Source organism: Hyphomicrobium sp. 1Nfss2.1 (assembly GCF_965243865.1).
Classification (GTDB): Bacteria; Pseudomonadota; Alphaproteobacteria; order Rhizobiales; family Hyphomicrobiaceae; genus Hyphomicrobium_A.
Window position 1 is genome coordinate 2,109,442 of sequence record NZ_OZ251603.1, and the last position, 15,559, is coordinate 2,125,000.

Below are 15,559 nucleotides of genomic sequence, written 5' to 3' on the forward strand. Positions count from 1 at the left end.
AAGCGCGCCAAGCTGACCGCCGCGCGGTTGGTCGCACTGTTGTTAGACGCCTCCGGCGTCCCCCACACGGCCGGCCGCTCATCCCTTTCCGCGACCCAGTGACACGGACTCGCCGCCCGCCGCGCGGGTGCGCCATAGCAAACCCAATGAATGCTGGCCGAACGCGCGTTTTCCGCATGCGTTGCGCGTAACCATTCGTTCACTGCACAGATCAGTTCGCCGGTTACCACGCGCCTTGCCCACTATCTTCAGAAGGAGCGGCCACCATCAACGCGCGGTCGAAAACACAGCGCGCACCAAGAAGAAAAAAACAAAGATGAAAGACAAAAACGATCGTATCTGGTGCCATCTCCTGATGTGCAACTGCGAAAGCGCAGGGGAAAATCTGCGGCAGCTCATCGACAGCGAGATCGCCCGCTATACGCAGCTCAGCTACGCAAATCCCAAGGCTGTCGTCCCTTGGTTCCCCAAGGCGCTCGAGGACCGCTTCAACGCCGACACCGGCAGCGCACGTGCGCGCGATCTGCGCTTCACCACGATCCTCGGCTCCATCTTCTTCTTTCTCACAACTGTCACCGACTTCGCCTTCGTGCCTGACATCGGCTGGCAGGGCTTCTGGCTGCGTGTGATGGCCTTGCCGCTGCTCATCGTGACGCTGACCGTTGGCCCGAGCATGAAACCGACAGGGCGAGAGTTGCTCGCAGCAGCAACTTCGTTCGCAGCGGTTGTCGTATCGGCGATCATCCCGTGCCTCTCCTCCAGTCCCTGGGCGCTGCTGTCGATCATCACGCCAATGTTCGTGATCGTCTACAGCAACACCACACTTGGACTGCGCTTCAGCGAGGCGTGCGGCCTCACGCTGTTGAGCTGCACCTTCGTAACGGCCGCTGCGGTATTCAAGCTTGGGGCAGGCGATTCTGTTGCATGGTCCATCGGCGTCCTCACCTGGATCGCCGGTGCTTTCAGCATCGTCGCCAATTGCTGGATCGAACGCAGCTCGCGCCTCGGCTATCTATTGAACACGCGCGAGACGATGCGCCTCTCTGTCCTCGCCGCTGACCGCGAGAAGCTCAAGACGTTGTCCGACACCGACGCTCTGACCGGGTTGACGAACCGCGGCTCGTTCAACACGCGTTGCCTCGAGATGTTCCTCGATCCCTCCAATAGCGGAATCCCGGCAGCCCTGATGATGGTCGATGTCGACCACTTCAAGCAGTTCAACGATTATTACGGCCACGTCGCTGGAGACACCTGCTTGCGCACTGTCGCGCAACAGATCTCATCTGTGGTCCGTGGCAGGAACGACATCGTCGCCCGTTACGGCGGCGAGGAGTTCATCATCTTCCTGCTCGGCGTCACACCGGCCCAGGCAGAGGTGTTGGCAGAGCGCATTTGCGCCTCGGTGCGCAGCCTCGACATCCCCCATCTCAACCGGGGCGATGGAACTGAGATCGTCACCATAAGCATCGGCGTCGCCACCGCGATTATCGAATCCGGAGCGTCTCTCGTCGGGCTGATCGAAGCAGCCGACCGCGCCCTTTACGACGCCAAGCGCAACGGTCGCGATCGCTGTGAGGCAGCGCTGCCCCAGGCAGCCTGATTCACGGCTGCCGGCCGGAGTGAAACAGGCCGCCAAAGCCCTCGACCCAAACGACGACCGCGAATACCGAAACCCCCAGCACCAGGAAGCCCAGCGCGAGCGGCAGCACCGTCCCGTCGAAGAGGTGGCCGATGACACCGCCGGCCACGGCGGCGATACCCGTCGACACGAATCCAACCACCGACGATGCCATGCCGGCATTATCCCCCTGCGGCTCCATCGCCAGTGCATTGAAGTTCGGCGCAACGAAGCCGAACAGCAGAAACATCGGCATCATCAGAGCGATGAACAGCCAGAAGCTCGTGGCACCCGCCATCACCGCCGCCACGAGCACCGCAGAGATCACAATGAAAGCTGCGAGCGCTGTATGTGACAGGCGCCGCATGCCCAGGCGCTCCACCAGCATGGCGTTCGTGACCGAAGCCACCGCGATCATCACCGCCGTCGCCCCGAACGCGATCGGAAACAGCTCGCCCAGATTGAACACGTCGACGAACACCTGCTGCGCGCTGCTTACGTAGCTGAGCACGCAGCCGAACATCAGTCCGCCCGCAATCGCATAGCCGATGGTCTGTGGTGTCTCGAGCGCCGAGCGCGCCGCCGCGCCCAGCGACAGCGGCGCGGTGTTCTCCGAGCGCACCGTCTCCGGCAAACGAAAATAGGACCAAATCGCAATGGCGACGCCTGCAACGAACAGGAAGTCGAACACCAGCCGCCACGTGCCCATCTGCATCAGCCCCTGCCCGATCGACGGCGCCAGCACCGGAATTATGATGAACACGGCCATGGCGAACGACATCACTCGCGCCATGTCGCGTCCGACATACCGGTCTCGCACCAGGGCAATCGCGATCACGCGTGGTGCAGCGGCTCCCAGCCCCTGAACCGTGCGCGCGATGAGCATCGTCGAAAACACCGATGTGAAAGCCGCAACGAGGGATCCAACGATGAAGATAGCCATGCCCACCATCAGCACCGGCTTGCGGCCATAGCGGTCTGACAACCGGCCGTAGGCAAGCTGTCCGATCGAGAAGCCGAGCATGTAGCTGATGATGACGATCTGCCGATCGTTGGCGTTGGTCAGCCCCAGCGCCTCACCGATCTCGGGCAACGCCGGCAGCATCACATCGACGGAGAGCGCCGTAAGCGCCATCATCGTCGCTGTAAGCAAGATGAACTCCCCGCGCGACATCCCTCCGCTCGGGGGTGCAACACTGGCAATGGTCGCGAAATGCCGATCACGCTGAGGTGCGTTCATCTTCCACACTCTTCTGATTTGAGGACTGTCGGGGTCAGCCCTGAGCAGACGTCGGGCGCACTAGGCGCTCACTCCGACGAAATCGTGGCCCCACAGCCATTTGACAATGGCACGAGGCGCGGCCAAGTGCCCAATTCCCCGCCGATGCACGCACAATGCGAGCAACCAGGAAGCAACACGTCGGCAGATATGCTGTCCCGAGGCCAAATCGGACGCGCACGTACTTTACCCCTGCGCTATAGATTTTACATTGCAATTACAGATAGATTCGGAGCTCTTTGGCCGTGCGAAACCCCATTTCCGGAGCCATCTCCACTCTTGCGGCCCGCCCCTTGGTCCGGTCGGCACTCACCGTCGTCACCGCGTTGTCAGCGGTCCTCTTCGCTGATGCCCTGTTGAGCGCGCCCCCTGCGGCTGCGCAGCAAGGCTTCGGAAATTTCTTTAGCTATCAGGCTCCAAAACCGCGCCGCACCGCAAAAAAGAAGCGCCAGGTTGATCCGGCTGCCACTCAGAGGGCCGAACCGGGCAAGGCCGGCGAAGCGAAGAAGGCTGAAAAGAGCGGTCCCACACAGCCCGTTTCCATTATCGTTTCTCTTGGCGACCAGCACGCGTCGATCTACGACGCCAACGGTTTCGTAACGCGCACGCGCGTATCGTCCGGTCAAGCCGGCCATCGCACACCATCGGGCGTCTTCAGCATCATTGGCAAATCGCGCTGGCACCGATCCAACATCTATTCCGGCGCACCGATGCCCTACATGCAGCGCATCACTTGGTCGGGCGTTGCCCTGCACGCTGGTGTCGTACCGGGCTATCCTGCCTCGCACGGCTGCATCCGCCTTCCCGCCGGTTTCGCGCCGCAGCTCTTCGGCATGACTCGCATGGGCGCACGTGTCGTCGTCAGCCCCTCGGATGTGCAGCCGGTCGAATTCTCGCACCCGCTGCTGCCGACGCCAAAGATGCAGGAAGTGCAGGTGCCGCAGGAGACGGCAACCCAAACCGCGCAGCAGGCTTCTGTTGAGCTCGCAAGCGCAGATGTCAGCCCGGACAAGACGGCTGCTACCGAGACTAAGCTGCTCAATCCCATCGCTTTCGCCAGCGTTCTGAAGAAGCGCGCGGTAGCGGAAAAGGCAGCGGCCAGCGCCGCGGAGAAAGCCGCGCTTCAAGCCGCGCAAACAGCCGGCGCCGAAGCACGCCAAGCCACGACCGATCTCGACAAAGCCGAAGCCAACCTCAAGGCGGCCGAAGCAAAGGCTGCCGACCCAGCTCCTGTCCCTTCTGCAAAGGTGCAGCCTGCCTCGCAAGCCCCGACCGACACCGGCGCAACTCCCTCACCGGAGGAAGTAGCCGCCCAGGCTGAAGTTGCACAGGCCAAGGCCGCCCTCGAACAGGCGCGCGCAACCAAAGCCGAAAAGTCGGCAGCAGCCTTCGCTGCCGTTGAAGCCTACAAACTGGCAGCCGCACGCGCCGAGGAAGCCGGCAACCTCATCGACGAGGCCGAGCGCCGGAGCGAGCAGGTCTCGGTGCTCATCAGCCGCAAGGAAGGGCGCATATTTATCCGCCAGGCATGGAAGCCGGTTTGGGAAGCACCCATCACCATTCGTGATCCCGAGCGCCCCATTGGCACGCACATCTACTCAGCCGTCGAGCCATCCGCCGACGGCTCGAAAATGCGATGGACGGCGATAACGATGCCCGCGGCCAAAGCTTCCACTTCATCTTCGCGCGATCGCAAGAAGTCGAAGACGGCCGAAGCATCGCAGGCTGCCGTTGCGCCGCCCGAGACTGCCTCCGGCGCCCTCGATCGCATCGAGCTTCCCGACGACGCGCGCCAGCGCATTTCCGAACTCCTCTGGACCGGCGGATCGCTCATCGTAACCGACGAGCCGCGCAGCCCCGAGATGAGCGAGAACGCCACCGACTTCATCGTCCTCACACGGTGAATTGCCGGGGATTTGACTTGAGGATTTTATAGTTCCTCAACGCTGTTATTTGCACGCTGCGAGAATAACCGTGCGTTAGCCGTTGCCCGCCTACTCTTCGCCGCCATTTCAATTGCGCCGAGGGCCGGATGTGCCGCCATTCAGCAAACTGAGCCGCTCGGGGTTCGCCAGCCAAAGTTCGCTCCTGAGCGAGCATCCCGGCGAGCCCCAGTACCCTGACTCCAGCATGCCCATGCTGGAAGCGCTCGTTTGCGAGGTGCATTCGGCAGCCCTCCTTACCGCAGCCGTCGCCAGCGCCATCAATGCTTTCAAGCGCGACTCCATGGTTCGCGGCGAGGGCATGATCAGACCCTACGTGCCCGGCGAGCCCGCCATCATATCGGTCTTGCGCAACGGCATGCTGGAAACCGATCTCGACGAGGACACGGTTCGTCTCATCACCCAGCTCTTCGACGACCTGACGCCAGCGCGCATCGCGCTCGACGACTACTTCTCCGACGCCAGTCAGATTGGCGAGGACCGATCTGCGGCACTCCATCTGCTGACGCTGTCGACCGTGTGGCGCCGCGCGTGCCAGGACGCCCTGCTCGCCGTCCGCCAGCTGCACGCCGATCTGCGCCAGCTTCCCACGCAGTACACGAGCAATTCCAAGCTGCTCAACAACGTGCTGCAGGACGCCATCATGGGGGGATCCCCCTGCCTCGACGCCGCCGGCAACATCGCCCTTCCCGATCTGCCTCAGCGTCGCCAATCGGCCCGCCGCACGGTCTGCCAGCCCTGCCAGCTCACCTATAACCGGGTGACGCATAAGGCCTTCGTCCGCGACGTTTCCCCGGGCGGCTTCGGCCTCGAGCGCGTCCCCCATCTTGTTCCCAAAACTGTTGTGCAGATCGAGCTTCCGAGCGGGAGGCGCTTCACTGGAGTTGTCGCCTGGTGCAGCGGCTCGTCCGCCGGCGTGCGCTTCACCCGCCCGCTGCTCCCAAACGACCCGCTGCTGACCGGCTGATCGCAGCAAATCCACCCAAACCAGTCTCCCAAAGGCGCCGGAATTGCCGCAGCTTCCGGGCTATGGCACCCTCGCGGGCATCGGCGCCCGTACATAGAAGGCGCCTGGAGGAAATCGTGCAGGCGAGTGCCAAATCCACCTCGGGAAGCTGCGGGATACGCGTTGCTTCGAGCGCCCTCTCGTCCCCCGCTGCGGCAGTGCAGGAAGCGAAAGCAGCGCTCGGCAGCGGCGACTTTCAGCACATCATTGCCTTCTTCGGCATCGACTACGACGCCAACCTTCTGGCCCGCACACTCGCCGAGGCATTTCCTTCCATCCCCACCTCCGGCTGCACGACCGCAGGCGAGATCGGCCCAGACGGCATGATGCAGGGCGGCCTGCTCCTCATCGCCTTTCCGCGACACGGCTTCAAAGTTCACACCGAGCTGATCACCGACATCGACCAGTTTGGCGTCGAGCGCGCCACACACGCCGCGCGTCGCCTCAAGGCAAAAATCTGCCCGCCCGACACGCGCCTCGACCGCAAGAACGTGTTCGCGCTGCTGCTCGTCGACGGACTGTCGAACGCCGAGGAAAATATCGTCGCTGCCATCCATTGGGAAATCGAGGACGTCGAACTGGTCGGCGGCTCCGCTGGGGATGGCATCTGCTTCGATCACACCACCATGATTCACAATGGCCACGTCGCACGCCGCGCCGCCATCCTCATGATGATCGAGAGTGATTATCCGTTTCGCGTCTTCAAGACGCAGAACTTCGAGCCGACCGGCATCAAGCTCGTCGTCACCGCGGCCGACACAGAGAACCGCATCGTGCACGAGCTCAACGCCGAGCCCGCCGCGCGCGAATATGCCGCTGCAATCGGTCTGCGACCTGATGAGCTTGGCCCCTTCAGCTTCGCATCCTACCCGCTCGTGGTTAAGGTCGGCGGCGACTATTACTGCCGCTCCATCCGCAACATGAACCCCGATGGCAGCCTGTCGTTCTTCTGCGCCATCGACGAAGGTCTTGTTTTCACGGTCGCTCGTCCGCGCGATATTTTGAGCGCCACCGAGACGACGTTGAGCGATGTCGACGCCACGCTCGGCGGCATCGACATCGTCGTCGGCTTCGACTGCGTCCTGCGTCGCCTCGACGCGGAATCGCGGCAGATCCGCCACCAGATGGACGAGCTCTACAAGAAGTATTCGGTCGCTGGTTTTCACACATACGGCGAGCAATACAATGCCATGCATCTCAACCAGACGCTCACCGGCATCGCCTTCGGACGGCGCGTAGAGGGATAAAGGCTTGGACCGGCTCTTCGACCATCACGCGCCCCCCGCAACGCCCAAGGATCTGCAGCGGCGCATCGAGAAGCTCGAGAAGATCAACGCCGCACTCGTGCAGCGCGTCGAGCGCTCTATGGACCAGCAGGCGAACGCCTATTCGCTGTTTCAGACTGCCATCACACTGGAAGGTCAGGTGCGCCTGCGCACAGAAGAGCTCACCAACGCCCTTGCGCGTCTTGAACGCACAAACGACGAACTGCTCGCCGCGCGCGACGCTTCCGAGCGCGCCAACCGCTTCAAGACGCGCTTCTTCACCGCCGTGGGCCACGATCTTCTGCAGCCACTACACGCCGCGCGCCTATCGGCGAGCGCGCTTGCGGAAGCCGGTCAGGACGGGCGCCACCGCGTCGTCGCCGAGCGCATCGAACACGCCCTCACCACCATCGAGGAGCTGCTGAAATCGATCCTCGACATCTCCAAGCTCGAAGCCGGCGTCATCACTCCGACGCTGCGCCCCGTCGCCCTCGATGATCTCTTCGCTTCCCTCGTCGTCGATATCGAACCGCAGGCGAAGGCAAAGAACCTGACGTTGCGCTGGCGCCGCAGCGGCCTCGGCGTCGTTTCCGACCCGCTGATGCTGCGTCGTATTCTGCAAAACCTGCTCGCCAACGCGGTGCAATACACGGAGAAAGGCGGCGTGCTTTTGCTCGCGCGCCGCCGCGGCGACACCGTGCGCATCGAGATCTGGGACACCGGCGCCGGCATCGGCGAAGCCGATCGCGACAAGATCTTCGAGGAGTTCCAGCGCGGCGCGGCCGTAGATCGCCCGGCGATCGGCGGATTCGGCCTCGGCCTGTCGATCGTCCAGCGCATGGCCGAAGCGCTCGGCCACCCGCTCGACCTCTGCTCACGTCCGGGCCACGGCACCAGGTTTTCTGTTTCAACGCCGCGCTCACCGACGTTCGTTGCCAGCGGACCGAAAGCCCCTGCCGCTTTCGTGTCGAGCGCCCTCGGCCTCGCCGGCACCAAGGTCGCCGTCATCGACAACGACGCTGCCGTGCTCGAAGCAATGCAGACGCTGCTCGAACGCTGGAGTTGCGAGGTGCTTCCAGCGCGAGGACTCGCAGGCATTCTCGGTGCTGCCGCAACTAACGGCCCCGATATCATCCTTGCCGATTACCACCTCGACGACGGCGCCAACGGCCTCGATGTCGTGCGCGCCCTGCGCAGCCGAGCTGGCACCGCGATCCCCGCGATTGTCATCACAGCCGACCGCACGGCCCCCGTCGCCGATGCCGCACGCGCCCTCGGATGCGAGCTACTGTTGAAACCGGTAAAGCCCGCCGAGCTGCGCGCACTCATACTGCACATGCTCGCGCAATCCTCGCCCACCCGCTGACGCGTTATATGAACTGGAAGACTACAATCCCTGACCCGGACGCGATCTGTCGATCGCATCCGACCTCTCTCAACAGGGAGAGCTCAAGCAGCTCCAATCGCTTCACTCACCTCTCCCCGCTGGGGAGAGGTCGCGGCGAATTGCTCGAAGGAGCATGAGAAGCGGGTGAGGGGGCCTATTCGCCGCCGCGCTCGGCCAAGATCGCGTCGAAATCTATCTTCGCCGCTTCGATAACCGCCTGCGTGCGTGACGCCACCTTCAGCTTGCGCAAGATCTCTGACACGTGAGCTTTCACCGTCGTCTCGCCAACGCCAAGGTCATAGGCGATCTGCTTGTTGAGCAAACCCTGCCGCAACATGTGCAGCACGCGAACCTGCTGCGGCGTCAGTGTCGAGATGCGCGCTGCAAGCTCCGACGTGTCAGAAGCCGCCCCCTCGTACGGCGGCTCGTAGTCCTTCGGCACCACGACCATGCCGTCCATGACATCCTGCAGTGAACGTCCGAGATCGCCGACACGCGACGACTTTGAGATGAACCCCGCGACGCCGCATTGCATCACTTCATGAATGATGCGCGAATCTTCCAACGCCGAGATCACGACGATCGGCAGCTTCGGGTAACGCGTCCGCAATTCGATCACGCCTTCCAACCCGCGCGTGCCCGGCATGGAAAGGTCGAGCAGCACCAGATCGAACGGCGTCCTTTCATCGAGCGCGGCCCGCGCCGTCTCGATTGAAGTTGCCTTGGTCACATTCGCGTCGGCGAACGTGCCCTGGATGACTTGCTCCAAGGCTTCCACGAAGAGTGGATGATCATCGACGATCAGGATGCCGATCGGCAAGGAAGGCTCCGTTGAGAAGTAGCAATGACCCAGGGCGCGGCGCGTCACCGCACCCGCATGATAGCCAACTGCCCCAACGAAACGGACTAAAAATCCCGGCTCTATTACTATTTGCCAAGACCCGCTTACGCTGCGCTGCGGCATGAGTTGCAGCGCCACCGGGCGCCCCAGCCCGCCACGGCCTTGAAAGGGTTGAGGCATATGATGCCTTGACCCATCCCGGCTTCGGCGCAATGTGCCGCCAGCCGATCGGCGAACTCGAAGCGAAGGACAAGAACCGCGCCGATGGCCGGAGCGATAACCAACTCCCTGCGGCTGGCGAAAGCCGGGCTCGTGCTGGCGCAGCATGGCGTCCGCTTCGTCCCCGCCGGCATGCCCGTGCCGCCGCCCCTGCGCATTGCACGCGCCCTGACCGCGCCAATCCGCTGGATCTCAGCCCCCTTCCACGCCGGCGAGCCGCGCCAACAGCGCCTTGCCAACGCCATCACCAGCCTCGGCCCCAGCTACATCAAGCTCGGGCAGTTCCTCGCCACGCGCGCCGACGTCATCGGCCCTGAGCTTGCCGGCGAGTTGTCGATGCTGCAGGACAGCCTGCCGCCCTTCCCCATGGCCGAAGCGCGCCGCGCCGTCGAGGAATCGCTCGGTGGCCGCCTCGAAGACCATTTCGCCGAATTCGGGCCGCCCGTCGCCGCCGCCTCCATCGCCCAGGTGCACAAGGCCGTCGTTATCGACGCCGATGGCTCACGCCGCGAAGTGGCGGTAAAGATCCTGCGTCCCAACGTCGAGAAGCAATTCCGCCGCGACCTCGACAGCTTTTATTTCGCCACCCACCTCATCGAGCGCTGGCACGCACCGTCCCGGCGGTTGAAACCCTCCGCCGTCGTCGACACGCTGAAGCGCTCAACCGAGCTGGAGATGGACCTCCGCCTTGAGGCGGCCGCGATGTCCGAGATGGCCGAGAACGCCGCGGCCGATGAAGATTTCCGCGTGCCGCAAGTCGATTGGAAGCGCACCGCGCGCCGCGTTCTCACCGTCGAATGGATCGACGGCATCAAGCTCTCCGACGCCGGCGCTATCGCCGCGTCCGGCATCGACCGCAAGGCGCTCGGCCTCACCGTCATGCGCTCGTTCCTGAAGCACGCCATGCGCGACGGCTTCTTCCACGCCGATATGCATCAGGGCAATCTGTTCGCCGATCAGGGCGGCCGCCTCGTCGCCGTCGACTTCGGCATCATGGGCCGCCTCGGACACAAGGAGCGCCGTTTCCTCGCCGAGATTTTGCACGGCCTTATCACACGCGATTACCGCCGCGCCGCCGAGGTGCACTTCTGGGCCGGCTACGTGCCCCCGCACCATCCCGTCGAAGTCTTCGCCCAGGCACTGCGCGCTATCGGCGAGCCGATCCACGGCCGCACCGCCGAAGATATTTCCATGGCCGACCTGCTCGGCCAGCTCTTCGCCTACACCGAAGTCTTCGACATGCAGACCCGCCCCGAGCTGATCCTGCTGCAAAAGACCATGGTTGTTGTCGAAGGCGTAGCTCGCGGCCTCGACCCCGAGCTCAACATGTGGGTCGCCGCCGAACCCGTCGCCAAAGCCTGGATCGAGGACAACCTCGGGCCTATCGGCCGCCTGCGCGAAGCCGGGGAAGGCGCATCCACCATCGGCAAGATCCTTGCCGACTTGCCGGCCCTCCTGACCCAGGCCCAGCAGAGCGCAGTCGCCCTTAACGATATGGCCCGCGACGGCCTGCGCCTCGACGATGAGACCATGCGCCGCCTCGCCCAGGAACGCGCACGCCAGGCCCGATGGACGCAGGCGGCGATCTGGGTCGGCGCGGTATCTCTCGCCATCCTTGCGCTGGCCCAATTCGCGGGCTAGCAAACTAGCGTCGCGTCGACTTGGCCCTATCCGGAAGCTCACCGATGACGTCAAAGTTCAAAGTCGACCCCGCGAAATTCTCCACGGTGCTGACGAGCTGCGGTCGCTTCGACCTGCTCGGCGAGACCATCACCTCGCTTCAGCGCTATTTCGACGTCGGCAAGATCATCGTCGCCGAAGATTCCGAAAACAAGGTCGCGGCGGACGCTTTCACCCGCGCGCACCCCGGCGTCGAGATGCGCCTCAATCTGCCCAAGCTCGGGCAGATGCGCTCGATCGATGCCAATTACGCAACGCTGGGTACGCCCTACGTGCTGCACCTCGAAGACGACTGGGGCTTCACGCGCGGCATCGATCTCGAACGCGTCACGCAATTCCTCGAAGCGCGCCCCGACATCTCGGTCGTCTGCATCGCGCATCGCATCTACGATCCGCGCTTCTCCAAAGGCGCACGTAAGGAAACCCACGACGGCATCGACTATCTCGTCTGGGACACAGACGCCCATCCCAAGTGGTTCTCCTATTCGTTCAATCCCTCGATCGCCCGCATGTCGCTGTGGCGCGAAGTCGGACCGTTCGCCAAGTTCGTCACTGAAGAGAACTTGAGCCTATTCCTCAAAGAGCGCGGCATGCGCATTGCCATGGTCGTGCCCGGTATCGCCGACCACATCGGCGATGACCGCCACGCGCACGATCCATTCCAGCCAAAGCGTGCCACAACATTCCTGCAGCGCATGAAGCGCTCGATCGCCAAGCGCCTGCCGAGCCTCACCGGAGGACAGCGGTGATTGGATCCACATCATGGGCCTGAGCTGCTGCATCATCGCCCAGGATGAAGGCGATCGGATTGAAAGCTGCATCCTCGCCGTGAAGGACATCGTCGACGAGGTCGTGGTCGTCGATTCCGGATCGAAGGACGACACCGTCGCCAAGTGCGAAGCCCTCGGCGCCAAGGTCGTCTTTCACAAGTGGGACGGCTACGGGCCGCAGAAGCGCTTCGCCGAAGACTGCGCGTCGAACGATTGGATCTTGAATCTCGACGCCGACGAATTGGTAACGCCCGAGCTCGCGCGCGAAATCTCGGCGCTGATGCAGGCGCCAGCCGGACTGCTACCCGCTTATCGCTTCAAGCAAGTCACCGTCTACCCCGGCAAGCAGCGGCCGCGCCTCTGGGCCGACTACCACAACTACGTTCGCCTCTATGACCGCCGCCGCGTGCGCTTTCGCGAAAGCCGCGTGCACGACACCGTGGACACGAAGGATTTTCCCGTCGGCCAGCTTCAAGGTGTCGCGTTTCATTTTTCCTGGCGCAGCATCGCTCACGTGCGCCGCAAGCTCGAAAGCTACACCGACCTGCAGGCCAAGGAGCTGAAGAAATCGCGCGCCGCCGTGCTCGCCCGCCTGCCGATCGAGTACCCGGTGCTTTTCTTCCGCTACTACGTCCTGCGTCGGAATATCACCGGCGGCCTCACCGGCATCAGGATCACACACGAGATCGCCCGCGCCCGCACGCGCCGCCTTTTGAAAATCGCCCGCGCGCAATCCGCCGCCTCGCGCAGCTGACCATCCGCCGCAGCAAAAAAAAAGCGCTCGAGCTTTTCAGCCCGAGCGCTTCCAATGATCATCGACCACAATCTTCCGTCTTCCGGAACTCTTGGCCGCCGACGGCGGCAAGGGCGCAAGGCGCCCCGACGCGAGCGCCGGACCTCCACTCACGCAATGCTCGCCGCATACAAAGCTTCCCTCAGCTTGCGTCCCCCAAAAAACTAGATCTCCCCCTTGAGACCCTTCTCGAAGTACTTGTGGATAACCTTGTCCTGGTTCTCGAGCAGCCAGTCGATCGACGGCTGATTGGTCATCGCCTTGTGAATCGCCTGCGACGTCGCCTTGCGATGAATGTCGAACAGGATCTTGTGATCGAGATCCTTCACATCGACGATCCCTGGATTGAGCCAGACGGAGATGATGATCCCAAGCTCATCGCACTTGTCCCGCGGAATGTCCCCCGAGCGCACGCTGTCCAGCACGCCCATCGCCGTCGCGTATTGCACCGTTCCCATCAGGATATTCGTGTAGCGCTCATTCGCCACGCTCACTTTGCTCACGCAAAGCGTCGGCGGGCGCACCATCACATCCGTGTTGAGAAGCGCGAGCACGCGCGAGTGCCCGACCACCTGATTGCCGAGCAAATTCGCGAACGCCGTCCCGAACGGACCGTCCATCTCGCCGATGGCGACTTCCGGTTCCGCCGCCGTACCAGGAGGCCCCCCGGCCACCAGGCTCTCGCCCACTCGCATCACGATACGCTCGCTCATTCTTCTTTCCTCCCGCTCAAAGTCATTCACTGCAAGAAGCAGCGACTTTGGCCGAGGAGCAGCGCGACATCAACGCGGCGCGCACAATTTTTGCGCAGCCGATCGCCGCACCGAGACAAGCAACTTCGATTGGAGGCGAGGTGCATAATCGGCACCGTGCGCTTGCGGAAACGCTCGAGCCAATCACGCAAACCGCCGCGCTGGAGATGCGCCGCGCAAACGAAAAACGCCGCCCGGGCAAAAGCCACGGGCGGCGTTGAAATTCGATATCGAAAGAGGGGATCTGAATGACTTCGTTTGAAGCGTCTCACTTCTCTGCAGACCTGGCGACGACCTACTCTCCCACGTCTTAAGACGCAGTACCATTGGCGCTGGAGCGTTTCACGGCCGAGTTCGGGATGGGATCGGGTGCAGCCACTCCGCCATAATCACCAGGTCGGCGGAAAAGTGAGATGACTTCTGTTCTGGTCTTGTCTGTGTTCCTACGCCCATCGAGGCAGCACACGCAGTGTCTGTCGCGCCTTGCGGCGCAGACGATCCACTCTCGCGAGTGGGCCGCCGACACAAGTGCTGCCACCCATCACCGCGGCGCGAGTGAACGCGCCAAGCGATGCGAGGCATTCGATGAGCATTGCTTAATGAGAGCAATCAAGCCGATCGAGTTATTAGTACCGGTAAGCTGCATGCATTGCTGCACTTCCACACCCGGCCTATCAACGTGGTGGTCTTCCACGACTCTCGAGGGAGAACTAGTTTCGAGGTGGGTTTCCCGCTTAGATGCCTTCAGCGGTTATCCCGTCCGTACATAGCTACCCTGCTGTGCCGCTGGCGCGACAACAGGTCCACCAGAGGTACGTCCATCCCGGTCCTCTCGTACTAGGGACAGATCCTCTCAATTCTCCGACACCTACGGCAGATAGGGACCGAACTGTCTCGCGACGTTCTGAACCCAGCTCACGTACCTCTTTAAATGGCGAACAGCCATACCCTTGGGACCTGCTCCAGCCCCAGGATGAGATGAGCCGACATCGAGGTGCCAAACGATTCCGTCGATATGGACTCTTGGGAATCATCAGCCTGTTATCCCCGGCGTACCTTTTATCCGTTGAGCGATGGCCCTTCCACACAGAACCACCGGATCACTATGGCCGTCTTTCGACTCTGCTCGACTTGTCAGTCTCGCAGTCAGGCGGGCTTATGCCATTGCACTCGACGGTTGATTTCCGACCAACCTGAGCCCACCTTCGCACGCCTCCGTTACCATTTAGGAGGCGACCGCCCCAGTCAAACTGCCCACCATGCGCTGTCCTGGGACCGGATGACGGTCCGCAGTTAGACAACCATGTTCATAAGGGTGGTATTTCACATTGCGGCTCCACAAGAGCTGGCGCCCCTGCTTCAAAGCCTACCACCTATCCTACACATGCAAACACGATTGCCAGTGCAAAGTTACAGTAAAGGTGCACGGGGTCTTTCCGTCTAACCGCAGGAACCCCGCATCTTCACGGGGAATTCAATTTCACTGAGGATGTGCTGGAGACAGTGGGGAAGTCGTTACGCCATTCGTGCAGGTCGGAACTTACCCGACAAGGAATTTCGCTACCTTAGGACCGTTATAGTTACGGCCGCCGTTTACCGGGGCTTCGATTCAAAGCTTGCACTTCTCCTCTTAACCTTCCGGCACCGGGCAGGCGTCAGGCCATATACGTCGTCGTTGGACTTAGCATAGCCCTGTGTTTTTGCTAAACAGTCGCCACCCCCTGGTCTGTGCCCCACCCGTCTGGTTGCCCAAACGGATGGCCTGCTTATCCCGAAGTTACGCAGGCAATTTGCCGAGTTCCTTCAGCACACTTCGCTCAAGCGCCTTGGTATTCTCTACCTGTCCACCTGTGTCGGTTTCGGGTACGGTCTATGTGGGGGTTATTTCCAGGGACACCTTCGCTGCTCGGGCAATCCGATAAGCCCAAACAACTTACAGCATCCGTCACACACCCACTGGCCCACGAATATTAACGTGGTTCCCATCGACTACGGCTTTCGCCCTC

At 62.4% G+C, this 15,559-nt stretch carries 12 protein-coding genes and 2 rRNA genes (1 of these 14 cut by a window edge); 9 read left to right on the plus strand and 5 right to left on the minus strand.

Translation table 11 applies throughout. The features are described 5' to 3' along the window. The first annotated feature begins 316 nt into the window (after nucleotides 1-316). Complete coding sequence (locus tag ACP15D_RS10345) at nucleotides 317-1,600, plus strand: GGDEF domain-containing protein (RefSeq protein ID WP_424957424.1); 1,284 nt, start codon at nucleotides 317-319, stop codon at nucleotides 1,598-1,600. Between the two features lies 1 nt (nucleotide 1,601). Here the strand turns inward: ACP15D_RS10345 and ACP15D_RS10350 are convergent, their stop codons facing one another. Continuing rightward, entirely contained in the window at nucleotides 1,602-2,858 is a 1,257-nt protein-coding gene (locus tag ACP15D_RS10350) for a multidrug effflux MFS transporter (protein ID WP_424957425.1), read from the minus strand. Between the two features lie 284 nt (nucleotides 2,859-3,142). Between ACP15D_RS10350 and ACP15D_RS10355 the strand changes: the two genes are divergently transcribed. From ACP15D_RS10355 to ACP15D_RS10370, 4 genes are all read left to right on the plus strand, one after another. Next, complete coding sequence (locus tag ACP15D_RS10355) at nucleotides 3,143-4,801, plus strand: L,D-transpeptidase (RefSeq protein ID WP_424957426.1); 1,659 nt, start codon at nucleotides 3,143-3,145, stop codon at nucleotides 4,799-4,801. 130 nt (nucleotides 4,802-4,931) lie between these two features. Then, the gene (locus ACP15D_RS10360) at nucleotides 4,932-5,807 is read left to right on the plus strand and encodes a PilZ domain-containing protein (protein WP_424957427.1); all 876 of its coding nucleotides are present in this window, start codon (nucleotides 4,932-4,934) and stop codon (nucleotides 5,805-5,807) included. 116 nt (nucleotides 5,808-5,923) lie between these two features. Continuing rightward, nucleotides 5,924-7,093, plus strand: a complete 1,170-nt coding sequence (locus ACP15D_RS10365) for an FIST N-terminal domain-containing protein (protein ID WP_424957428.1) — start codon at nucleotides 5,924-5,926, stop codon at nucleotides 7,091-7,093. Nucleotides 7,094-7,097: 4 nt separating this feature from the next. After that, nucleotides 7,098-8,477 (plus strand): ATP-binding response regulator, encoded by a 1,380-nt coding sequence (locus ACP15D_RS10370; RefSeq protein ID WP_424957429.1) that lies wholly within the window; start codon nucleotides 7,098-7,100, stop codon nucleotides 8,475-8,477. Between the two features lie 175 nt (nucleotides 8,478-8,652). On the opposite strand, the gene ACP15D_RS10375 is transcribed toward ACP15D_RS10370, so the two are convergent. After that, entirely contained in the window at nucleotides 8,653-9,318 is a 666-nt protein-coding gene (locus ACP15D_RS10375; protein ID WP_424957430.1) for a response regulator, read from the minus strand. Nucleotides 9,319-9,603: 285 nt separating this feature from the next. On the opposite strand from ACP15D_RS10375, the gene ubiB reads away from it, so the two are divergent. From ubiB to ACP15D_RS10390, 3 genes are read left to right on the plus strand one after another with little or no spacing between them, the layout of a single operon-like run. Beyond that, nucleotides 9,604-11,199 carry a 2-polyprenylphenol 6-hydroxylase gene (ubiB, locus tag ACP15D_RS10380; RefSeq protein WP_424957431.1) on the plus strand — a complete coding sequence of 532 codons (1,596 nt, stop codon included), beginning with the start codon at nucleotides 9,604-9,606 and terminating at the stop codon, nucleotides 11,197-11,199. Between the two features lie 44 nt (nucleotides 11,200-11,243). Then, nucleotides 11,244-11,987, plus strand: coding sequence for a hypothetical protein (locus ACP15D_RS10385; protein ID WP_424957432.1), 744 nt, complete (start codon nucleotides 11,244-11,246; stop codon nucleotides 11,985-11,987). 13 nt (nucleotides 11,988-12,000) lie between these two features. After that, nucleotides 12,001-12,762: a glycosyltransferase family 2 protein gene (locus tag ACP15D_RS10390; protein ID WP_424957433.1), complete on the plus strand. Its 762-nt coding sequence runs from the start codon at nucleotides 12,001-12,003 to the stop codon at nucleotides 12,760-12,762. 203 nt (nucleotides 12,763-12,965) lie between these two features. On the opposite strand, the gene ACP15D_RS10395 is transcribed toward ACP15D_RS10390, so the two are convergent. Beyond that, a complete protein-coding gene (locus ACP15D_RS10395) occupies nucleotides 12,966-13,514 on the minus strand; it encodes a formaldehyde-activating enzyme (protein WP_424957434.1) in 549 nt (182 codons plus the stop codon). Between the two features lie 47 nt (nucleotides 13,515-13,561). Between ACP15D_RS10395 and ACP15D_RS10400 the strand changes: the two genes are divergently transcribed. Next, on the plus strand, nucleotides 13,562-13,774 hold the full coding sequence (locus tag ACP15D_RS10400; protein WP_424957435.1) for a hypothetical protein: 213 nt from the start codon (nucleotides 13,562-13,564) through the stop codon (nucleotides 13,772-13,774). A 61-nt stretch (nucleotides 13,775-13,835) separates the two neighbouring features. Here the strand turns inward: ACP15D_RS10400 and rrf are convergent. After that, nucleotides 13,836-13,950 (minus strand): 5S ribosomal RNA (gene rrf, locus ACP15D_RS10405). 208 nt (nucleotides 13,951-14,158) lie between these two features. Further along, nucleotides 14,159-15,559: ribosomal RNA gene (locus ACP15D_RS10410) — 23S ribosomal RNA — on the minus strand (it continues 1,410 nt past the right edge of the window).